This is a genomic window from Pseudomonas protegens (assembly GCF_013407925.2).
GTDB lineage: Bacteria > Pseudomonadota > Gammaproteobacteria > Pseudomonadales > Pseudomonadaceae > Aquipseudomonas > Aquipseudomonas fluorescens_AP.
The window spans coordinates 4,802,543-4,823,653 of record NZ_CP060201.1 but is presented as its reverse complement, the minus strand read 5'-3'; the positions used below and the strand labels follow the sequence as shown (position 1 = coordinate 4,823,653).

Annotated in this window: 20 protein-coding genes; 10 read left to right on the top strand and 10 right to left on the bottom strand. The window is 64.8% G+C overall.

Annotated features, from left to right (window positions below):
* Positions 1-115: 115 nt before the first annotated feature.
* From GGI48_RS22435 to GGI48_RS22425, 3 genes are all read left to right on the top strand, one after another.
* The gene (locus tag GGI48_RS22435; protein WP_103741259.1) at positions 116-1,882 is read left to right on the top strand and encodes an ATP-binding protein; all 1,767 of its coding nucleotides are present in this window, start codon (positions 116-118) and stop codon (positions 1,880-1,882) included.
* Positions 1,876-3,210, top strand: coding sequence for a sigma-54-dependent transcriptional regulator (locus GGI48_RS22430; protein WP_047305836.1), 1,335 nt, complete (start codon positions 1,876-1,878; stop codon positions 3,208-3,210). Before GGI48_RS22435 ends, GGI48_RS22430 begins: the two co-directional genes overlap by 7 nt.
* 276 nt (positions 3,211-3,486) lie before the next feature.
* On the top strand, positions 3,487-4,809 hold the full coding sequence (locus tag GGI48_RS22425; RefSeq protein WP_047305837.1) for an MFS transporter: 1,323 nt from the start codon (positions 3,487-3,489) through the stop codon (positions 4,807-4,809).
* Positions 4,810-4,892: 83 nt separating this feature from the next.
* Here GGI48_RS22425 and GGI48_RS22420 read toward each other — a convergent pair whose 3' ends face one another.
* Positions 4,893-5,648 carry a hypothetical protein gene (locus GGI48_RS22420; RefSeq protein ID WP_103741257.1) on the bottom strand — a complete coding sequence of 252 codons (756 nt, stop codon included), beginning with the start codon at positions 5,646-5,648 and terminating at the stop codon, positions 4,893-4,895.
* Between the two features lie 385 nt (positions 5,649-6,033).
* Between GGI48_RS22420 and GGI48_RS22415 the strand changes: the two genes are divergently transcribed.
* Together GGI48_RS22415 and GGI48_RS22410 are read left to right on the top strand one after the other, a co-directional pair.
* Positions 6,034-6,525, top strand: a complete 492-nt coding sequence (locus GGI48_RS22415; RefSeq protein ID WP_179600109.1) for a heme utilization protein — start codon at positions 6,034-6,036, stop codon at positions 6,523-6,525.
* A gap of 164 nt (positions 6,526-6,689) precedes the next feature.
* Positions 6,690-7,319: a flavin reductase family protein gene (locus GGI48_RS22410; protein ID WP_016968430.1), complete on the top strand. Its 630-nt coding sequence runs from the start codon at positions 6,690-6,692 to the stop codon at positions 7,317-7,319.
* Between the two features lie 9 nt (positions 7,320-7,328).
* Here GGI48_RS22410 and GGI48_RS22405 read toward each other — a convergent pair whose 3' ends face one another.
* The gene (locus GGI48_RS22405; protein ID WP_179600108.1) at positions 7,329-7,601 is read right to left on the bottom strand and encodes a hypothetical protein; all 273 of its coding nucleotides are present in this window, start codon (positions 7,599-7,601) and stop codon (positions 7,329-7,331) included.
* Between the two features lie 9 nt (positions 7,602-7,610).
* A complete protein-coding gene (locus tag GGI48_RS22400) occupies positions 7,611-7,976 on the bottom strand; it encodes a putative quinol monooxygenase (protein WP_016968428.1) in 366 nt (121 codons plus the stop codon).
* Between the two features lie 327 nt (positions 7,977-8,303).
* Between GGI48_RS22400 and GGI48_RS22395 the strand changes: the two genes are divergently transcribed.
* Positions 8,304-9,233, top strand: a complete 930-nt coding sequence (locus tag GGI48_RS22395; protein WP_179600104.1) for an AraC family transcriptional regulator — start codon at positions 8,304-8,306, stop codon at positions 9,231-9,233.
* 25 nt (positions 9,234-9,258) lie between these two features.
* Here GGI48_RS22395 and GGI48_RS22390 read toward each other — a convergent pair whose 3' ends face one another.
* Together GGI48_RS22390 and GGI48_RS22385 are read right to left on the bottom strand one after the other, a co-directional pair.
* On the bottom strand, positions 9,259-10,707 hold the full coding sequence (locus tag GGI48_RS22390) for an aldehyde dehydrogenase family protein (protein WP_179600102.1): 1,449 nt from the start codon (positions 10,705-10,707) through the stop codon (positions 9,259-9,261).
* Positions 10,704-12,341, bottom strand: a complete 1,638-nt coding sequence (locus tag GGI48_RS22385) for a 5-guanidino-2-oxopentanoate decarboxylase (RefSeq protein WP_179600100.1) — start codon at positions 12,339-12,341, stop codon at positions 10,704-10,706. The genes GGI48_RS22390 and GGI48_RS22385 overlap by 4 nt, the downstream gene beginning before the upstream one ends.
* A 144-nt stretch (positions 12,342-12,485) precedes the next feature.
* Here GGI48_RS22385 and GGI48_RS22380 point away from each other — a divergent pair, with 144 nt between their 5' ends.
* Positions 12,486-13,367, top strand: a complete 882-nt coding sequence (locus tag GGI48_RS22380; RefSeq protein WP_042942233.1) for a LysR substrate-binding domain-containing protein — start codon at positions 12,486-12,488, stop codon at positions 13,365-13,367.
* Between the two features lie 117 nt (positions 13,368-13,484).
* Here GGI48_RS22380 and GGI48_RS22375 read toward each other — a convergent pair whose 3' ends face one another.
* Positions 13,485-14,099 carry an NAD(P)-dependent oxidoreductase gene (locus GGI48_RS22375; protein WP_179600098.1) on the bottom strand — a complete coding sequence of 205 codons (615 nt, stop codon included), beginning with the start codon at positions 14,097-14,099 and terminating at the stop codon, positions 13,485-13,487.
* A gap of 69 nt (positions 14,100-14,168) precedes the next feature.
* The gene (locus tag GGI48_RS22370; RefSeq protein WP_016968422.1) at positions 14,169-15,053 is read right to left on the bottom strand and encodes an MBL fold metallo-hydrolase; all 885 of its coding nucleotides are present in this window, start codon (positions 15,051-15,053) and stop codon (positions 14,169-14,171) included.
* A gap of 114 nt (positions 15,054-15,167) precedes the next feature.
* Between GGI48_RS22370 and GGI48_RS22365 the strand changes: the two genes are divergently transcribed.
* Together GGI48_RS22365 and GGI48_RS22360 are read left to right on the top strand one after the other, a co-directional pair.
* Positions 15,168-16,073 carry a LysR family transcriptional regulator gene (locus GGI48_RS22365; protein WP_016968421.1) on the top strand — a complete coding sequence of 302 codons (906 nt, stop codon included), beginning with the start codon at positions 15,168-15,170 and terminating at the stop codon, positions 16,071-16,073.
* A gap of 129 nt (positions 16,074-16,202) precedes the next feature.
* Entirely contained in the window at positions 16,203-16,379 is a 177-nt protein-coding gene (locus tag GGI48_RS22360) for a hypothetical protein (protein ID WP_016968420.1), read from the top strand.
* Here GGI48_RS22360 and GGI48_RS22355 read toward each other — a convergent pair.
* Positions 16,372-17,286 carry a helix-turn-helix domain-containing protein gene (locus GGI48_RS22355; protein ID WP_103741459.1) on the bottom strand — a complete coding sequence of 305 codons (915 nt, stop codon included), beginning with the start codon at positions 17,284-17,286 and terminating at the stop codon, positions 16,372-16,374. The two genes, GGI48_RS22360 and GGI48_RS22355, sit on opposite strands and share 8 nt — an antisense overlap.
* 467 nt (positions 17,287-17,753) lie before the next feature.
* On the opposite strand from GGI48_RS22355, the gene GGI48_RS22350 reads away from it, so the two are divergent.
* Complete coding sequence (locus GGI48_RS22350; protein ID WP_409565410.1) at positions 17,754-19,205, top strand: MDR family MFS transporter; 1,452 nt, start codon at positions 17,754-17,756, stop codon at positions 19,203-19,205.
* 39 nt (positions 19,206-19,244) lie between these two features.
* On the opposite strand, the gene GGI48_RS22345 is transcribed toward GGI48_RS22350, so the two are convergent.
* Together GGI48_RS22345 and GGI48_RS22340 are read right to left on the bottom strand one after the other, a co-directional pair.
* Positions 19,245-20,093 (bottom strand): cache domain-containing protein, encoded by an 849-nt coding sequence (locus GGI48_RS22345; RefSeq protein ID WP_103741457.1) that lies wholly within the window; start codon positions 20,091-20,093, stop codon positions 19,245-19,247.
* A gap of 121 nt (positions 20,094-20,214) precedes the next feature.
* Complete coding sequence (locus tag GGI48_RS22340) at positions 20,215-21,054, bottom strand: ATPase (RefSeq protein WP_016966200.1); 840 nt, start codon at positions 21,052-21,054, stop codon at positions 20,215-20,217.
* Positions 21,055-21,111: the final 57 nt, after the last annotated feature.

Sequence of the window (21,111 nt, the reverse complement as noted above, 5' to 3'; positions counted from 1 at the left end):
TTGAACGGCCCGCCGCTTTTTTTATGCCGCGCCCTTTCGCGACACTGTCGGCGATCAACGTTCCACCCGGCGCTCATGCTATCGTTCCCGCCCCCATTGCAGCCTGCCCCGACTCATGGCCCAGATCTCTCGCCCTCTCCGCTTGACGTTCTACATCCTGGTGATTCTCGCTGGCACCGTACTCAGCGCCGGCCTGGCCATGCGCCACGCCGAACGCCTGGCGCTGGTGGACGAAGCGGCTCGCGCCAATGAGCAGTTGGGGCTGTATGCCAACTCCCTGCACACCCTGATCGAGCGCTATCGCGCGCTGCCGGCGGTGCTGGCCCTGGACCCGGAGTTGCGTGCGGCACTGCAAGGCCCGGTGACGGCACAGACCCAGGATGCCCTGAACCGCAAGCTGGAGAAGATCAACGGCGCCGCCCGCTCCTCGACCCTGGAGCTGCTCAACCATGAAGGCCTGGCGGTGGCCGCCAGCAACTGGCAGTTGCCCAGCAGCTACGTCGGGCACAACTACGGATTCCGCCCCTACTTCAAGCAGACCCGCAGCCAGGGCAGCGGACGCTTCTACGCCGTGGGCGTGACCAGCGGCATTCCGGGGTATTTCCTCTCCAGCGCGGTCAAGGCCGACAACGAGGACTTCCTCGGGGCCATGGTGGTCAAGCTGGAGTTCCCCGAGCTGGAACATGAATGGAGCCAGGGCAATGACACCCTGCTGGTCAGCGACTCGCGAGGCATCATCTTTATCGCCAACCAGCCCGGCTGGCGCTATCGGCAGTTGCAACCGCTGTCCGAAAACGATCTGGCGGACATCCGGCTGACCCGCCAGTACGACAAGCAACCCCTGACTCCGCTGCAGCACACGGCCCTGCAACGGTTTGACGCCAACAGCAGCCTGGTCCGGGTCGACGGCCCCGACGGGGTCGCCAATTACCTGTGGGAATCCCTGCCGCTGAGCGCCGAAGGCTGGACCCTGCACCTGCTGCGCAAACCGGCGGGCGTCTTCGAGGAAAGCCGCAATGCCGGCCTCGCCGCCGCCGGCGCCTGGCTGACCCTGGTGTTCCTGTTGCTGTTCCTCAGCCAGCGCTGGCGCCTGGGGAAAATTCGCCAGCGCAACCGTGAAGAACTGGAGCAGTTGGTCCAGGAACGTACCCGGGACCTGCGCACCGCCCAGGAAGGCCTGGTGCAATCGGCCAAGCTGGCCGCCCTGGGGCAGATGTCCGCGGCCCTGGCCCATGAAATCAACCAGCCCCTGACCGCCCAGCGCATGCAGCTTGCCACCCTGCGGCTGCTGCTGGATCACGGCCGGGTGGATGAAGCCTACAAAGCCCTGCGGCCCCTGGACGACATGCTGACACGCATGGCCGCCCTCACCAGCCATCTCAAGACCTTCGCCCGCAAGAGCCCCAGCGGCCTGCGCGAACGCCTGGATCTGGCCGCGGTGGTGGACCAGTCACTGCACCTCTTGGAAACCCGCCTGCGTGCCGAAAACATCCAGATCGAGCTGCACCTGACCCGCCCGGCCTGGGTTCGCGGCGATGCCATCCGCCTGGAGCAGGTGCTGATCAACCTGCTGCGCAACGCCCTCGACGCCATGCAGGACAAGCCCGAAAAACACCTGCAGATCAGCCTCGAAGCCGAGGACCAGCTGTGGCAACTGCGGGTGGCCGACACCGGCGGCGGGATCGCCGAAGAGCACCTGCTGAGCGTGTTCGACCCGTTCTTCACCACCAAGCCGGTGGGCGATGGCCTGGGCCTGGGCCTGGCGGTGTCCTACGCCATCGTCCATGAACTGGGGGGCCGCTTGAGTGCCGCCAACCGCGACCAGGGCGCCGTGTTCACCCTGAGCCTGCCCATCGACCTGGAGGCCCATATCCAATGCTGAACTCGGTGATCGTGGTGGATGACGAAGCCAGTATCCGCACCGCCGTCGAACAGTGGCTGAGCCTCTCGGGGTTCAGCGTGCAGCTGTTCAGCCGTGGCGAGGACTGCCTGGCGCAACTGCCGAAGAACTTTCCCGGGGTGATCCTCAGCGACGTGCGCATGCCCGGTATCAGCGGCCTGGAACTGCTGGCCCAGGTCCAGCGCCTGGACCCTGATCTGCCGATCATCCTGCTCACCGGCCACGGCGACGTGCCCATGGCGGTGGAGGCCATGCGCGACGGCGCCTATGACTTCCTGGAAAAACCCTTCAGCCCCGATACCCTGCTCAGCAGCCTGCGCCGGGCCCTGGACAAGCGGCGCCTGGTCCTGGAAAACCGCCACCTGCACCAGCAGGCCGACAGCCGGGCCAAGCTCGATGCCACCTTGCTTGGGGTTTCCAAAGCCTTGCAGACCCTGCGCCGCCAGGTGCTGGACCTGGCTGCCCTGCCAGTCAATGTGCTGATCCGTGGCGAAACCGGCAGCGGCAAGGAGCTGGTTGCCCGCTGCCTGCACGACTTCGGCCCCCGGGCCGGCAAGCCCTTCGTCGCCCTGAACTGCGCGGCGATCCCCGAGCAGCTGTTCGAAGCCGAACTGTTCGGCCATGAAAGTGGCGCCTTCACCGGCGCCCAGGGCAAGCGCATCGGCAAGCTGGAATACGCCGACGGCGGCACGCTGTTTCTCGACGAGATCGAAAGCATGCCCCTGGCCCAACAGGTCAAGCTGCTGCGGGTGTTGCAGGAACAGAAGCTGGAACGCCTGGGCGCCAACCAGAGCATCAAGGTCGACCTGCGGGTGATCGCCGCCACCAAGCCGGACCTGCTGGAAGAGGCTCGGGCCGGACGTTTCCGCGAAGACCTGGCCTATCGCCTGACCGTGGCCGAATTGCGCCTGCCGCCCTTGCGCGAACGCCGCGAAGACATTCCGCAACTCTACGAACACTTCGCCCAGTCCGCCGCCGAACGCCTGGGACGCAGCGTCGCGCCCTTGAGTGGCGCCCAGTTGAGCCGCCTGCTCAGTCACGACTGGCCAGGCAACGTGCGCGAACTGGCCAACGCCGCCGAGCGTCAGGTGCTGGGCCTCGGGGAGCCGCAGGCCGAAGTCCTCGAAGCCGGCCAATCCCTGGCCGCGCAGCAAGAAGCCTTCGAAGCCCAATGCCTGCGCGCCGCCCTGACCCGCCACAAGGGCGAGATCAAGGCCGTGCTCAACGAACTGCAACTGCCGCGCCGAACCCTGAATGAAAAAATGCAGCGTCACCGCCTGACCCGGGAAATGTTCCTCAAAGACCAATGACCCACGCCTTTAGGCACCGGCTTGCCGGCGAGCAGGCGCTCAAGCCAGGTACTGCCAAAGCCACATCCTCACCCGCCCGAACGCCTGTCCCGGAGGCCGCGCGCCTTTCGGCAACTTCCCGCCTACCCCAAAGCCCTTGATAGGCGGATTTCCGCTTATCCACCCCAGTCAACCCCCTCTAGCCCGGGCTTCTCGCCCTTGGCACAGGTCCTGCTATAGCCCCAGCAGGCTGCGCTTGCGCGCGCTCCACAAAAACAATGAATAGAAGGGTCCGTCATGGATATCTCTAATACCCTGCCTGCCGGGTCGGCGGCCGCATCCGCCACCGAAAAGACCACCGCCAGCCGTCTGAAGTCGATCTTCAGCGGTTCCGTGGGCAACATGGTCGAGTGGTACGACTGGTACGTCTACGCCGCCTTCTCGCTGTACTTCGCCAAGGTCTTCTTCCCCAAGGGCGACACCACCGCACAACTGCTGAACACTGCGGCGATCTTCGCCGTGGGCTTCCTGATGCGCCCGATCGGTGGCTGGCTGATGGGCCTGTACGCCGACCGCAAGGGCCGCAAGGCCGCCTTGATGGCCTCGGTGCTGCTGATGTGCTTCGGCTCGCTGATCATCGCCCTGACTCCGGGTTACGAAACCATCGGCGTCGGCGCTCCCATCCTGCTGGTGCTGGCGCGCCTGATGCAGGGCCTGTCGGTGGGCGGTGAATACGGCACCTCGGCCACCTACCTCAGCGAGATGGCGACCAAGGAGCGTCGCGGCTTCTTCTCCAGCTTCCAGTACGTGACCCTGATCTCCGGCCAGCTCATCGCCCTGGGCGTACTGATCGTGCTGCAGAACATTCTGACCACCGAGGAGCTGCAATCCTGGGGCTGGCGGATTCCGTTCGGCATCGGCGCCCTGTGTGCGGTCGTGGCCCTGTACCTGCGTCGCGGCATGGAAGAAACCGAATCCTTCACCAAGAAGAAGGAAAAGCCGAAAGAAAGCCTGATGCGCACCCTGATGCGTCATCCCAAGGAGTTGATGACCGTGGTCGGCCTGACCATGGGCGGCACCCTGGCCTTCTACACCTACACCACCTACATGCAGAAATACCTGGTGAACACCGTCGGCATGAGCATCTCCGACTCCACCACCATTTCCGCCGCCACGCTGTTCCTGTTCATGTGCCTGCAACCGGTGATCGGCGCGCTCTCGGACAAGGTCGGCCGGCGCCCGATCCTGATTGCCTTCGGCATCCTCGGCACCCTGTTCACCGTGCCGATCCTCACCACCCTGCACACCATCCAGACCTGGTGGGGCGCGTTCTTCCTGATCATGGCCGCGCTGATCATCGTCAGCGGCTACACCTCGATCAACGCAGTGGTCAAGGCCGAGCTGTTCCCCACGGAAATCCGCGCCCTGGGCGTGGGCCTGCCCTACGCACTGACCGTGTCGATCTTCGGCGGCACCGCGGAATACATCGCCCTGTGGTTCAAGAGCATCGGCATGGAAACCGGCTACTACTGGTACGTCACCGCCTGTATCGCCTGTTCGCTGCTGGTCTACGCGACCATGAAGGACACCCGCAAGCATTCGCGGATCGAAACCGACTGAAAACGACAGCGCCCGGGTGCAAGGCCCGGGCGCTGTTTCGCGATCTGTGGGGAGGCTTGCGCCGGCAAGCCGGCTGCTACAGATCAGGAGAGTTCGGCGGCACCCTGGCGCGCGTAGCGGTTCTGCGCCCAGGACGCACCGACGATCATCACCAGCAGGATCCCCGCCAGTACCGCCGACGAGCCGATGGTGCCGAAGTCCAGGCCACCCTTTTCATGGGGTTTGGTGAGGAAGTCGCCCAGGGTCGCGCCGAACGGCCGGGTCAGCACGAAGGCCACCCAGAACAGCAGCACCGACGAGAGCCTGGTGCAGTACTTGAGCAGGACCACCAGGGCAATGGTCGAGCCGATCAGCAACGCCCCGCCGGCAAAGCCCAGCCCCGAATCGTCTGCCAGGTAATCGCCCAGAGCGGTGCCCAGGGTGTTGGAAAACAGGATTGCCATCCAGTAGAACAGCTCGCCGCGAAAGGTCTGGATCTTGTCGACGTTCAGCGAGTCGCCACTCAGGCGCCAGGCGGCGAAGATCGCCAGCAGCATCCCGATCAGGATCAACGAGCCACTGGCATAGCCCAGGCCCAGGGTGCGGTCCATGAAGTCCGACAGGGTGGTGCCGGCGGTACTGGTGGAGAGAATCACGATCCAGTACAGCACCGGGTTGTAGGTCTTGGACCGCAGTTGGGTGATCAGCGTCAGCAGGAACACGCTGATCAGGATCATCGAGCTGATGGCGTAACCGACATTCAGGGTCATCGACAGCAGGTCACCGGCGGTTTCCCCCAAGGTTGTCGCGCAGATTTTCATGACCCAGAAGGCCAGGGTGATCTGGGGAAGTTTGTTCATTGATCAAGGAGCTCCAAGGGTCGCATTCGAAATGGCCTGTCGTGGGTTGCAGGCCTGCGCGAAGGCTGAACGCTCGGGAGTGAAAAATAGGTCGGGGCCGAATGAAAAAACCGTTGATGGTTTTTTTGATCCTTTGCTGCCCGTGGACTGAGCCATTAACGGTCAGTTAATGCCGGCTCCTTAGGCTGCTACTGAATCCAAGTTGCGACTTGGTGCGTATCTGTAGTGAGGCCTGAATGCGCTGATCGGCGGTGAGTGACGCCCTTATACACATCGATAAATTCGATTTTAATAAGCATTTATTTGCGCTTTTTAATCAACTTTATCGGAGTAGGATTCACATCAAGCCCAACGCAAACACCTCAACGAACCCGGAGACACCGCCATGAAAACCAAACTGATCCTCGCCCTGACCCTGTCGGTACTGGCCGCCAACACCTTCGCTGCCGACAGTTACGACCGCACCGGTTCCGCCACCCTCGCTGAAGATGGCTACAACCGCACCGGTTCCGCTACCTTCGCCGCCGATGGCTATGACCGCACTGGTTCCGCCACCCTCGCTGAAGATGGCTACGACCGCACCGGTTCGGCTACCTTCGCCGCCGATGGCTATGACCGCACTGGTTCCGCCACCCTCGCTGAAGACGGCTACGACCGCACCGGTTCCGCCACCTTCGCCGCCGATGGCTATGACCGCACTGGTTCCGCCACCCTCGCTGAAGACGGCTACGACCGTACCGGTTCGGCTACCTTCGCCGCCGATGGCTACGACCGCACCGGTTCCGCCACCCTCGCTGAAGATGGCTACGACCGCACCGGCTCCGCCACCTTCGCCGCCGATGGCTATGACCGCACCGGTTCCGCCACCATCAGCTGATCGATTCACCTGACATCACAGCCCGGCTTCGGCCGGGCTTAGTCTTTTGTGCTCCGCCAACCGGCTCCACCAGCGGCCTCAACCAGGGGCGCAACGCTGGAATTCGCGCATGACGCACTGCACTATGGCGCCCTTCACTCGCCCCACAGCAGGAACCTTGAGCCATGTCCGACGATATCCACTTCTACCAACCCGCTCTGGGCCACGGTCTGCCCCACGACCCGTTCAATGCCATCGTCGGCCCGCGTCCCATCGGCTGGATCTCCTCCCAGGATGCACAAGGCCGCCTGAACCTGGCGCCTTACAGCTTCTTCAATGCCTTCAACTACATTCCGCCGATCATCGGGTTCTCCAGCGTCGGGCGCAAAGACAGCCTGAACAACATCGAAGCCACCGGTGAATTCGCCTGGAACCTGGCCACCCGTCCCCTGGCCGAGCAGATGAACCAGAGCTGCGCCGCGGTTGCGCCCGAGGTCGACGAGTTCGCCCTGGCCGGCCTGACACCGGTGGCCTCGAAGATCATCAGTGTGCCGCGGGTAGCCGAGAGCCCGGTGTCCTTCGAGTGCAAGGTCACCCAGATCATTCAATTGCAGCGGGCGGACAAGGAGCTGGTGCCGAGCTGGCTGATCCTCGGCGAAGTGGTCGCCGTGCATATCGCCCAGTGGCTGCTCAAGGACGGGATCTACGACACCGCCGCCGCAGAGCCGATTCTGCGCGGCGGCGGGCCGGCGGATTACTTCCAGCTGGGGCCGGAAGCGTTGTTCAAGATGCACCGCCCGGGGGCGGTCAAGTAGCGCGGCGAATCAGTCGGCTTTCCAGCTCAATTCGCCGTCCTGATCGACGTCGGCCAACTGTTCGAGTTGTTGTGCGGCAGCCTGGTCGGCGTCATGGGCGGTCTTGAACTTCTGCTCGTTCAGGACTTTATGAAAACGCGGGGCGCCCGATGCTCCGAGGGCTTTGACGGCGATGGCGGCGCTGTAGCCGCCCTCCCCGGGAACCACAGCGGAAACGGCTTCGTAATGTGCAAACTCTTTGCGTGCCATGTTGCAAGTCCTGGCCAATGAAAAGTCGGCCATTCTAAACCTTCAACTGGCCAGCTTGTGCAGCGGTGCGCGCTGCAGTTGCGCGTATTCGCCTTGGGCTTGCAGCGCCGATACCGTGCTGAAGGTATGAAAATCCAGGCTGTTGACCACCAGGTCCTGCACCAGCTCGGCAAAGATCGCCATGGCCGGCGAGCTGAAATAGGCGGTCATCGCCTGCTGGCTGCTCCAGAAGCCGGACACCAGCCACAGCTCGGCATCGCACTGCGAATGCTGCAAGGCGAAGTGCAGGCAACCACTGGCCTGGCGCGACGGTTCGATCAGGCTGCTCAAGCGCGCACCCAACTCCTTGGAACGCCCGGCCCGGGCTCGGACAAAGGCCATGTGACTGACCGGAATATGCGTGGACATGTGCGACCCTCCCAGGGTGTTGTCGAGGCAGCCAGGGACGGGCTGCGACAGGATCAACGATACGGGGCGGACCCTTTCGCGCGTTAGTCGATTTCTGCCGTTGATTTGCCCAATCCTGCGACAAGCAGGTTTCCCCATGGCTTGGGCAGCGGCATGGGACAAAAGCGTTACAACGGTGTTTCAAGCAAGTGAAGCCCCCGAGCCTCGGCTCATCTTGTCTATCGCGCGCGCAAGCAGCAGGATCAGGCAAGTTTTACGCAGGATTCGCCTACCCGCGACTCTTGCACAAACTTAAGCTGTGCCGACTGCAAACACCCGAGGCGCCCCATGTCATCACTGGATACCCTGCCACCGCCCCTGGCTCCGGAGATGGAACGCCAGCGCGTGGAACTGGCTGCGATCATTGCGCGCAACACCGCCGAAGACGGCAGCTACGCCACTGCCATCGACTCACTGTTCGTCTCGCGCCACAGCAGCTCCCATCACTTCGGCTCGGTGCTGGCGCAGCCGGCGCTGTGCATCATGGCCCAGGGCCGCAAGGAAGTGCGCCTGGCCGATGAAAGCTACAACTACGACCCGCTGAATTACCTAGTAGTCTCGGTTTCCGTGCCGCTGAGCGGCAAGGTGGCGATCGTCTCTCTGCAAGAGCCGATCCTGGCCCTGCGCCTGGACATCGACCCCGGCGAGATCAATGCGCTGATCGCCGATGCCGGCCCCCTGGGCGTACCCACCCGGCCCACCGGGCGCGGCCTCTATGTGGAACGCCTGGATGCGGCCATGCTCGACGCCGTGCTGCGCCTGACCCGCCTGCTGGACACCCCGAAAGACATCGCCATGCTCGCGCCGCTGGTGCGCCGGGAAATTCTCTATCGCCTGCTGCGCAGCCCCCAGGGCCACCGCCTGTATGAGATCGCCACCGCCAACAGCCAGGGCCACCGGGTCAACCAGGCCATCAAGTGGCTCAACGGCAATTTCGTCCACCCGTTGCGCATCGATGACCTGGCCCGGGAAGTCAACCTGAGCGTGTCGACCCTGCACCACCGCTTCAAGGCCATGACCGCCATGAGCCCGTTGCAGTACCAGAAACAGCTGCGCCTGCAGGAAGCCCGACGCCTGATGCTGGCCGAGGGGCTGGAGGCTTCGGCGGCGGGTTACCGGGTCGGCTATGAAAGCCCGTCGCAGTTCAGCCGCGAATACAGCCGACTGTTTGGCGCGCCGCCGTTGCGGGACATGGCGCGCCTGCGGGTTGGCGGGTAACCCGGGTTCGCCGGCAAGCCGGCTCCTACAGGGCGCGGATTACGTGTTTGAGCTCCTGGAAGGCCTGCAGGCCCCAGGGGCCCAGTTCGCGGCCGATGCTGCTCTGCTTGTAGCCGCCCCAGGCGGTCTGGGGAAAGATCACCTGGGGCGCGTTGATCCACACCAGGCCGGCCTGTAGGGCATTGGCGACCCGTTCGGCATTCTCCACGTCCGCCCCCACCACACTGGCCACCAAACCAAACTCACTGTCATTGGCCAGCGCGATCGCCTCCTCTTCGCTGCTCACGCTGCGCACGCAAAGCACCGGGCCAAAGATCTCTTCGCGCCACAGGGCGCTGTCCAGCGGCACTTCGGTGAACACCGTGGGCCGGATGAAAAAGCCCTGGGCCAACCCCGCCGGACGACCGCCGCCACACACCAGCTTGGCGCCGACATTCAAGCCGCGCTCGATGTGCGCCAGCACGCGCCGGTACTGCGCCTGATTGACCAGGGAGCCCATGGTCACCTGCGGGTCGCACGGGTCGCCCACCCGAACAGCCTCGGTCCGGGCCTTGAGCCGCAAGAGGAATTCATCGGCCAATTCGTCGGCGACCAGCACCCGGCTGGTGGCCGAGCACATCTGCCCGGCATTGAAGAAACCGCCGCCACAGGCCAGCTCCACCGCCAGCTCCAGGTCGGCATCGGCCAGCACCAGCAAGGATGACTTGCCGCCCAGCTCCAGGCTCACGCCCTTGACGGTTTCCGCCGCCCGCTGCATGACCTGGACCCCCACCGCATTGCTGCCGGTGAACGAGATCTTCGCCACTCGCGGGTCCGCCGCCAACGGCGCGCCCACTGCCAGACCGGTGCCGCACACCAGGTTGAACACGCCATCGGGCAAGCCGCTGTCGGCAATGATCGCCGCCAGTTCCAGCTCCGCCAGCGGAGTCACTTCCGACGGCTTGAGCACCACGCAGCAGCCCGCCGCCAGCGCGGGGGCGAGCTTCCAGGCGGTGGTAACCATGGGGAAGTTCCACGGCACGATCAGCCCGACCACGCCACAGGGCTCGCGCCGCAAGCGGGCGCTGAAGTCGGCGCTGGGCAGCGCCACCGCGGCGTCCTGGGCCTGGTCCAGGCCCTCGGCCAGCCCGGCGTAGTAATCGAAGGTGGCGATCACATCGTCCACGTCCATCGCCGCTTCGAACTGCGGCTTGCCGTTGTTGCTCGACTGCAAGTGCATCAGGCGCTCACGGCGCTCGGCCACGCCGCGGGCAATCGTGCGCAGTACCGTGGCACGCTCGGCGCCGCTGCTCTGCGACCAGCGCGCAAAACTCCGGGTGGCGGCCCCCAGGGCCTGATCCACCGCCTCGGCACCGGCCCCCGCCACCTGCGCCAGCGGGGCCTCAGTGACGGGGTTGATGACCTGCAACAGTGCGTCGCCCGCCGACCATTGGCCGTCGATGTACACCCCGTTCAACACCGCTTGCGCGCTCATGCCGTGACTCCCTGGGTCCAGCGGTTCTGGTCGATCTCGATCAGGGTCGGGCCCTGGCGATCCACCGCCGTGCGCAACGCCGCACGCAGTTGCTCGGCCGTGTCGATGCGCTCGGCGGCGCACCCCAGGCCCTTGGCCACGGCGATGAAATCCGGGGTGTAGATGTCGACGCCCACCGGCTCGATGGCGCGGTTGACCATGTATTTCTTGATCTCTTCGTAGCCCTGGTTATTCCACAGCAGGACGATGACCGGGGTCCGCGCCTCCACTGCACAGGCCAGCTCCGCGAGGGTGAACTGCAAGCCGCCGTCGCCGATCAGGCAGGCCACCGGCCGGCGCTGGCTGGGCTGCGCGCCGCCGCCGAGCCAGGCGCCAATTGCCGCCGGCAAGGCATAACCCAGGGTGCCGTAGCCGGTGGAGGCATTGAACCAGCGTCGTGGCCGCTCGGGATTGAAAGTCAGGTTGCCGCTGTACACCGGCTGGGTGGAGTCGCCCACCACCACGATTTCCGGCAACTCTTCGAGCACGGTTTCCAGCAAGCGGGTCTGGGCCCGGGTCGGAGCATCCCAGAGGCGCTCAAGTTCGCTGCGCAGGGCCGCAGCCCGCACCGGGCCCCAATCGCTGCCCCGGGCACTCAAGGGCTGCCGGGACAACTCTGCCAGCAGCGCTTGGGCTGCAATCTGCGCGTCGGCCACCAGTGCCACTTTCGGCGGGTAGTTACGCACGGTCTGGTCGGGGTCGATATCGATGCGCAGCAAGGTGCCGGGAATTTCAAAGCCACCGGCGAAGGTCACGTCGTAATCGGTTTCCGCCAGTTCGGTGCCGATGGCCAGCACCACGTCGGCCTCCGCCACCAGGGCCCGGGTCGCCACCAGCGACTGGGTGGAGCCGATCAGCAGCGGGTGCGCCGACGGCAACAGGCCCTTGGCATTGATGGTCAGGGCCACCGGCGCTTGCAGCAGCTCGGCCAGCAGCGTCAGGGATTGCGCCGCCTCGATGGCGCCACCGCCGGCGAGGATCAGCGGACGCTTGGCGTTGGCCAGCAACTGGCTCATCTGCGCGACAGCCGCCGGGGCGGCCCCGGCACGGGCGATCTGCACCGGCTCGCTGGCCAGCAGGTGATCGGCGGGTTGGACCAGTACATCGAGGGGAATCTCGATGTGCACCGGCCGCGGACGCCCGGCCTGGAACAGGGCGAAGGCCCGGGCCAGCACCGCCGGCAGCTCGTCGGCGCTCATCAGGGTGTGGGAAAACGCCGCGACGCCACTGACCAGCGCGCTCTGGTTGGGCAACTCGTGCAGCTTGCCACGCCCGCCGCCCAGCTGGCTGCGGGTCTGCACGCTGGAGATCACCAGCATGGGGATCGAGTCGGCGTAGGCCTGGCCCATGGCGGTGGTGATGTTGGTCATGCCGGGGCCGGTGATGATGAAGCACACGCCGGGCTTGCCGCTGGTGCGGGCGTAGCCGTCGGCCATGAAACCGGCCCCCTGTTCATGCCGCGGGGTGACGTGATTGATCGACGAACGGGCCAGCCCACGATACAGCTCGACCGTATGCACCCCCGGAATGCCGAACACCTGTTCGACGCCATAACCCTCGAGTAACTTGACTAGTACTTCGCCGCACGTCGCCATTTCATCGCCCTTCTTGTTGATTGGATACCCGGCGGGCACGCGTGCCGGGCGCCGGGAGAGGGCTATTGGAACGGCGCGCCGGTAGCCGCAACAATGGATAAAAAGTCATACTAGCCATGTCCCCACGTCATGCCTTGGCTGCCCATGAAACGCCTGCCTCCCCTGCCCGCCCTGCATACCTTTCTGGTCACCGCCCAGTGCTGCAACTTCACTCGCGCCGCCGAGCAGTTGCACATCACCCAAGGCGCCGTGAGCCGGCAGATCGCCGGGCTGGAAAGTCACCTGGGTTATCCCTTGTTCCAGCGTCACGCCCGTGGCCTGAGCCTCACGGCCGAAGGCCAGGAATGGCTGCCGCGGGTGCAGCAGGTGTTCGAACTGATCAATGGCGCGGTGGACGAGATTGGCGGGCGCAATCGCCACCTGCGGCTCAAGGCCCCGACCTGCGTGATGCGCTGGCTGCTGCCGCGCTTGCTGCAATGGCAGAAGGAGCGCCCGGAGGTGCCGGTGCAACTGACCACGACCATTGCCCACGGGGTGGATTTCGGCCGCGAGCCGTTTGACGCGGCGGTGATGTACGGCGCGCCGCCGGCCCCGACCCTGGGTTCGCGGCACCTGTTCAATGAACAGCTGACTCCGGTCTGTTCCCGGCCGCTGCTGGAGGGCCCAGTGCCGCTCAAGAGCCCCGCCGACCTGCAACAGCATTTGCTGTTGCACCCGTCCCACGATCAACGGGACTGGCAGACCTGGCTCAAGGCCGCAGGCACGCCACTGGACACCCTGGGCAAGGGCCAGCACTTCGAAACCCTGGACCTGGCGATGTCCGTAGCGTCCCAGGGCACGGGCGTGGCGATTGGCGACTGGGCGTTGATTGGCGATGACCTGAGTGCCGGGCGGCTGGTCATGCCCTTTGAATTGAAGGTGCCGACGGGGCAGGCGTATTACCTGGTGTACCCGGAGCGCCCGGGGCCTTCGGCGGCCCTGCAGGAACTGCTGGACTGGCTGGTGGAGCAGGCCCGACAGCGCTGAAAGAGCAAAAACTGATACCGGTAGAACGCAAAAAGGCCCGCGAGGGGCCTTCGGCACTGAGGGCAACACCCCGGTAGCCGCCCAGAGCGGGCGGCTGCCGGGGCAATCGGCCGCTAATCAGTAACCAACAGTGAAACGCTGACGGCTATGGGCCGGCTTTTCCACCTCATCAAGCATGGCGATGGCGTAGTCGGCGAAGCTGATCCAGCTGCGGCCTTCGGCGCTGACCAGCAGATCGTCCTGGCCCAGACGGAAGTGCCCGGTTCGCTCAGCCTCGACGAACTCCGCCGACGGCGAGAGGAAGGTCCAGTCCAGGTCCTGCTCCTTGCGCAAGGTGTCCAGGTACACGCCACCGGCGCTGGCCTCGGCCTTGTATTCCTCCGGGAAGCCCGGGCTGTCGATGACCTTGCCGCCGCCGGGCAGCAGCAGGGAACCGGCACCGCCCACCACCAGCAGGCGCTTGACCCCGGCCTTCTTCACCGGATCGATGATGGCTTGGGCCGGGATGGTGGAAAAATGCGCGGCACTGATCACCACGTCGTGGCCGGCCACCGCCGCTTGCAGGGCGGCGCTGTCGGCCACATCCACGGCGCGGCTGAGCACGCCGGCACGCTGGCCGAGCTTTGCCGTGTTGCGAGCGATGGCGGTGACGCTATGACCGCGGCGCAGGGCTTCTTCCAGCAGTTGGCTACCGGCACGGCCGGTGGCACCAATGATTGCGATCTTGCTCATGACATGTCTCCAGTTGGCTAAGAGAGTACAGAGGCATCCGCTCCCGAAAGGGAGCGGGTCAAACCGGTTTCACCACTTCATTTCGCCCTTGGCGACCTTGGCGCTCAGCTCCAGGGAGCTGTCTTCGCCCAGGTCCGGGTAACGCTGCTTCATGGCCGCGATCAGTGCGGCGGAATCCTTGGCCTTGGCCGTCTCTTCATCGAAGGCCTTGATGTAGTCCGCGGTGAAGTGCACCGGGGCCAGGGTACGTGCGCTGTCACCAAGGAAGTGCCCGGGAATCACGGTCTTGGGCTGCAGGCCCTCGATGGTTTTCAGGGTGCTCAGCCAGTCCGCATGGGACTGTGGCGTCTGGGTATCGGCCATCCACACATGGATGTTTTCCGCGACCACCACGCCACCGACCACCGCCTTGATCGACGGGATCCAGACAAAGCTGCGGTCCGGCTGCTTGCCGTCCAGGCCGATGACGTCGAGCTTCTGCCCTTCCAGGGTCAGGCTGTGGCCCTTGAGCACGCCCGGCACGATGGTCTTGGCCGGCACGTCAGCGCCCATTTTCGGGCCCCAGAACGCCAGCTTGCCGTCCACCGTGGCCTTGATGTGATCCACGGTCGGCTGCGAAGCCACGACCTTGGCGTCGGGGAAGGCGGCGGTCAGGGTGTCGAGGCCGAAGTAGTAATCCGGGTCGCCGTGGCTGATGTAGATGGTGGTCAGGTGCTTGCCGCTGGCGCGAATCTTGTCCACCAGTTGCTGGGCCTGGGACTTGCCGAACTGGGCGTCCACCAGGATCGCGTCCTTCTTGCCGCTGACCAGCACCGACGTCACCGGGAAGATGGCGTTGGCGCCCGGGTTGTAGACATCCAGCTGCAGGCTGGGCTCAGCGGCCGCGGCATGGGCGGCAAAACCCAGGGTGGCGGTGGCCAGCAGCAGGCGTTTGAGTGAGGTGAATCCGATCATTGGGGCAGCTCCGGAATCTGTTGACTGGGTGAGAAGTGGAGCAAGCTTAGTTGCCAGACTCGTTACAAAAAATGCGATGCTTGAACATAGTTTGTTTCTGAAAGCGGGCAAATCATGGATCGTCTTCAAGCAATGCGGGTCTTCGTCACCGTCGTCGACCTGGGCAGCCAGTCGGCCGCCGCCGACCACCTGGATCTCTCGCGACCGGTGGTTTCACGCTATCTGGCGGAACTGGAGGACTGGGTCGGCGCCCGATTGATGCACCGCACCACGCGCAAGCTGAGCCTGACTGCCGCCGGCGGCGAGATCCTGCCCCGCTGCCGACAGATGCTGGAGCTGTCCAGCGACATGCAGGCCGCGGTCGGCGAGCCTGATGACGCGCCCCGCGGGCTACTGCGCATCAGCGTCAGCACCTCGTTCGGCCAGTCGCAACTGGCGGACGCCATGGCCGAGTACGTCAAGCGCTACCCGGGGGTCAGCATCGACCTGCAGATGCTCGATCGCACGGTGAATCTGGTGGACGAGCGCATCGACCTGGCGATCCGCACCAGCAACGACCTGGACCCGAACCTGATCGCTCGCCGCCTCACCGTCTGCCGCTCGGTGATCTGTGCATCGCCTGCCTATCTGCGTGAACACCCGGCGCCGCAACGGGTGGAAGACCTGAGCCGGCACAACTGTCTGACTCACTCCTACTTCGGCAAGAGCCTGTGGCATTTCGAACAGGACGGCGAGCAGGTGTCAGTCCCGGTCCAGGGCAACATCAGTGCCAATGAAGCCAGCACCCTGTTGCGCACCACGGTGGCCGGCGCCGGTATCGCCATGCTCCCCAGCTATCAGGCCGGCGAATACATCAAGCGCGCAGAGCTGGTGCGCCTGCTGCCCCATGCCGAACCGCGCAAGATGAACATGTATGCGGTCTACGCCTCGCGCAAGCACATGCCCGCAACCCTGCGCAGCATGCTGGACTTCCTGGTCCTGAGGTTCCCCCAGGAACCGCTCTGGGACGAGGGGCTCTAGCCACCCGATCGATCCCCTGAATACCTCGCCAAACAGACCGGCCAGCGGTCTGGCAGACCCCGGCAACTGACCTATGCTGATAACAGTACCCCCTCAAATGACGGGGGTATTGCTTCAGAGGTCTTAGCCATGAACGTCAAGACAAGAAGGTACCTGGCCATCTTCATGACCTGCACCGTGACCCTGGCGCTATACGGTACCGCGGCTTATCGCGTCGAGCAGGCCCGCATGCAGCCGCGCAACTACGCCAGTTGCAACCTGGAACGCTGCATCCCTCACAACGCCACCCTGAACGCCCTCAGGTGAGCGGCGAGGCCACGCCGTCTGCGGCCTGATCGGCCTTGAGCCGGTCGCGGAACACCTTGGGCGAGATGCCTTCGCGGCGCCGGAACAGCCGGGTGAAGTTGGTGGGATCGGAAAACCCCAGCTCATCGGAAATCTCGTAGATGGTCATTCCGGTGTAGGTCAGCAGGCGCTTGGCCTCCAGCAACTGGCGCTGGTGGATGATCTGCAGCGCCGGTTGCCCAGCCAGCTCGCGACAGGTGCCATTGAGGTGCGACACCGAGATGCCGAGTTTCTGCGCCAGATCCTCGACCTTCAGATGCTCGCGGTAATGGGCTTCGACCAACTGGATGAAGCCATTGAAATATTCCCGGGCGCGCTGCGGACGCTGACTGGCGCTGCTGCACTGCAGGGCCCGGCGCCCGACCCAGACTACGATCGTGCTCACCAGCGCGTGCATGAGCATTTCCCGGGCAGGTTGCTGTCCCTGGTATTCGTTCTGCAGGGCGGCGAACTGGGCGTTCAGGTAGTGCGCATCCGCCCCGGCCGGGTAGCTGCCCGACTTCGCCAGGGCGCTTGCCGAGGCCCCCAACTGAGCTTGCAAGTGGCTGACCAACGGCGCGGCCAGGGTCACGACAAAGCCTTCGATGTCCTCGGAAAAACGAAAGCCATGCACCGACAGCGGTGGCAACACCTGGACCAGCGGCTCGTCCAGCAGCCGTTGCTGGCCTTCAACCTGCAACTGCGCCTGCCCGCGACTGATAAACAGCAACTGGCAGAGGTCGGCGTGTCGATGGGGCTTTATTTCCCAATGGTGCTCGCGACTGCGCTGGCTGATGGGTTCGCAATGCAGCAGGTCCGGGGTGGGCCAGCCCAGGCTTTCGCCATAGAGTTTGAACACGGGGATGGGCGCAAGGGCAGGCTTGTTCATCACTACAGTCCAGGCCTCAGAGTAACGGGGGGGACATTTGCCCCAATGGGCGAAATGCTCGGGTAACCGCCAGGTTCCACCGGTCAATTGACAGGTTCACCCAGGAAAAATGCAAGCACCGCCAACACGAATCAACATTCGTACAGTCAAGGTTCAGGCTGCTGGCAGAGGGCCGACACTATACAGAATGCGTCCCATTACCAGGCATCAGCAAGTGCCACAAAGCGTTTCGCAAACGCGCCGGCCCAGACTGCCTGACGCGACACCCCGAGTTGAAAAAACCTGCATGAAAATCGCCTGGCGCCGGGTTTTCCGAGCTATCCGATAGCTTCCTATCGAGTACACTGGCGCCTAACCCCGCCGGCCTTGCCGCACCGGGTCAATTACCGCCCGCAGGTTCTTTCGTGACTCATTTCCAACAACCCGGCCCGACCAAGCCGGCCATCCGCAGCGTGCTGATCGCCCTGATGCTGGCGATCTTTCTCGGCGCCCTGGACCAGACCATCGTCGCTGTGTCCATGCCGGCCATTTCCGCCCAATTCAAGGACGTCAGCCTGCTGGCCTGGGTCATCTCCGGCTACATGGTGGCGATGACCGTGGCGGTGCCGATCTACGGCAAGCTCGGCGATCTGTATGGCCGGCGACGGCTGATGCTGTTCGGCATGGGCCTGTTCACCCTCGCGTCGCTGTTCTGCGGCCTGGCGCAGAACATGGAGCAACTGGTGCTGGCGCGGATCTTCCAGGGCATCGGTGCCGGCGGCATGATCTCGGTGAGCCAGGCGATCATCGGCGACATCGTCCCGCCCCGGGAACGCGGCCGCTACCAGGGCTACTTCAGCAGCATGTACGCGGTGGCCAGTGTCGCCGGCCCGGTGCTGGGCGGCTACATGACCGAGTTTCTCTCATGGCGCTGGGTGTTTCTGATCAACCTGCCCCTGGGTCTGGGCGCCTGGTGGGTGGCCTATCGCACCCTGGTGGGGCTGCCGGTGCCCCAGCGCAAACCGATCATCGACTACCTCGGCACCGTGCTGCTGATCATCGGCCTGAGTGCCCTGCTGCTGGGCATCACGCAGGTGGGCCAGGGCCATTCCTGGCGCAGTGCCGAGGTGCTCGACCTGCTGGCCATCGCCGTCATCGTCCTGGCCCTGTTCGTCTGGCATGAGCGCCGGACCCGCGAGCCCCTGCTGCCGATGCACCTGTTCGCCAACCGCAATGCGCTGCTGTGCTGGTGCACGATCTTCTTCACCAGCTTCCAGGCCATCTCGCTGATCGTGCTGATGCCGCTGCGCTTCCAGAGCATCACCGGCGCCGGGGCCGACAGCGCCGCCCTGCATCTGCTGCCCCTGGCCATGGGCTTGCCCATGGGCGCCTACTGCGCCGGCCGCCTGACGTCGGTGACCGGGCGCTATAAACCCATGATCCTGGGCGGCGCGCTGCTGATGCCGGTGGCCATTCTCGGCATGGCCCTGGTGCCGCCCCAGGCGCTGCTGGCCAGCGGCCTGTGCATGTTGCTCTGCGGAATCGCCAGTGGCATGCAGTTCCCCACCTCCCTGGTGGGCAGCCAGAATTCGGTGGAGCAGCGGGACATCGGCGTCGCCACCAGCACCACCAACCTGTTCCGCGCCCTGGGCGGTGCGGTGGGCGTGGCGCTGATGTCGGCGCTGCTGCTGGCCTTGCTGCAGGACTCCAGCCTGGCCCACCTCAGTGGCGCCGGGCTGGTGGCCGAAGGTCAGTCCGGCAACGCTCTGCTGGACGGCCTGAATGCCGCCCCCGGTCCCGCGCGGGAGGCCTTGCGCAGCGAACTGCTGCTGACCTTCCGGCACCTGCTGCTGGTCAGTGCCGGGGTTTCCCTGCTGGGTCTGGCGGCGGCCATTGCCATGCCCAACCGGCTGCTGCGCGGGCGTGAAGACAAGGCCTGAGGGACCAGCCGCTGCTCGCCAACGGCCCGGAACCGCGATTCAGGGGCTGTAGTACCCCACCGCAACCAGCACCCGGCCCACCTTGCGCAGATAGGCGTGCTTGTCCTCGACCTTGCCGGTCACCGGGTTCTTCCAGCGGTACTGGTATTCCCCTTGGTCCTGGCGAGCCATGAGCGCCAGGATCGGTTCCCCCACCGGCTTGCCCTGCGGATCCCTGACCTTGGCGAAATCGGTGTTGAGCAGCCGCAGGTTGGTGCCGTGGGCCAGGTAGCGCCGGCTGTCGAGGTCCACCACGAACACATACAGATCGTCTTCGAGAAACCCGCCGCGCAGATCATTGATGGCTTTGAGGGTGCCGGCGCGGTCGCGCTCCAAGGCCGTGGCCGCCCGTTCCAGCAAGGCCTTGGCCTGGTCGGCCGAGGCCCGTGGCAGGTAATACCCCACTGCCAGGATGCGCTCGCCGACACGCTGGAAATACACATGCTTGCGCTCGATCTTGCCGTCGGCCCAGTTCTGCCAGCGGTATTCGGCCTGCTGGATGCCATTGGCCTCAGGAGTCTTCAGCGCGTCCTTGAACGCCTTGCGCAGGTCCGGCCCGAGGACCTCGGAGACATCACGGCCAATCAGCGCCGACGAAGGACCGCCACTGGCCAGCATCACGCCCCGGGTATCGACCACGAACACATAGCGATCACGATCGACGAACTCGCCCTGGCGACTGAACGCCGCGAACGCCTTGTCACCCTGGTCGTGGTAATAACGCAGGGCCTTCTCCAGCAGCGCGCGGGCCGCCACCCCATCATCGGCCGCCGGTAGCGCCGCCTGCAGCGATCCCATGCATAGGCACAACAACCATCCCAGCCAGGTGGTTTTCTGTACTCGCCTCATCGCTCACTCCTCGTTCCGGTTGGCGTGTGAAGAGCGTAGACGGCGGCAGGAAAGGGTCGAGTATTCAGCAAACCCGGGCTGGCCCTCCGCCGACGCTACCGGCGGCGGGAGGGCTGAGCCTTCAAGGACGGTTGTTGATCTGTTGCTGCAGGTTCTGGATCTGGCTTTGCAGGGTGTTGATGTTGCGGGTGACCTGGCCACGGAAGGCATCAAACTCGGCGGTGCTGGCGCCGCTCTGCGCGGCGGCGGGACGATTGTCCTGTTCGCTCTTGAGCACCACCAGTTCCTGCTCCAGGCGCTCGATGGCGGCGCTCGGGTTGCCTTGCTTTTTCAACGCGGCCAGATCGGCATTCAGACTCTTGAGCTGGGCGTCGAGCTTGCCGGTATCGGTCTGGGCGCCTTTGAGGCTCGCCAGCTCCGCGCTCAGGGCTTTGACCTGGGCCTGCAACTGGCTGTTGGCCGCCTGCTGTTCAGTGGTCTGGGCACTCATCTGCGCCAGGCGCTTGTCCAGGTCGGTGGCCTGGCCTGCAACGCCCTGCTGCTGTCGACTCTGGTCCTGCAAGCGGTTTTCCAGCTGCTTGATCTGCAGCTTCAACGCTTCGCTGTCGGTGGTGACATTGGTCTGGCTGGCCACCACCTTGCCGGAAATGTCCTGCAAGCGTCCGGCGGCCTCTTCGCTGATCCTGGCGAAGCTTTCCTGGGTCGCCACCAGTTGCTGCTCCATCAGCGAGATCTGCTGGAAGCTCCACCAGGCCAAGCCGATGAAGGCAAAGAACAGCGCGCCGACCAATGCCCACAAAGGACCGGTGCCGGGCCCCTTGACCTTGACCACCGGGGTGCTGCGCGAATGCACGGTGGTGCGTTCGCGGGCAGCGTGGGTGGTGGGGAAGACATCGTCGTCGAGAGGATCGGCGCGCAGGCTTGGAACGTCATCGAACTCATCGTGTGCATCGTTACGCATGGGGCAACCTTATATGGACCGCGGTGATGGCTGAGTGCGGCGAGTATAAACCGCTAA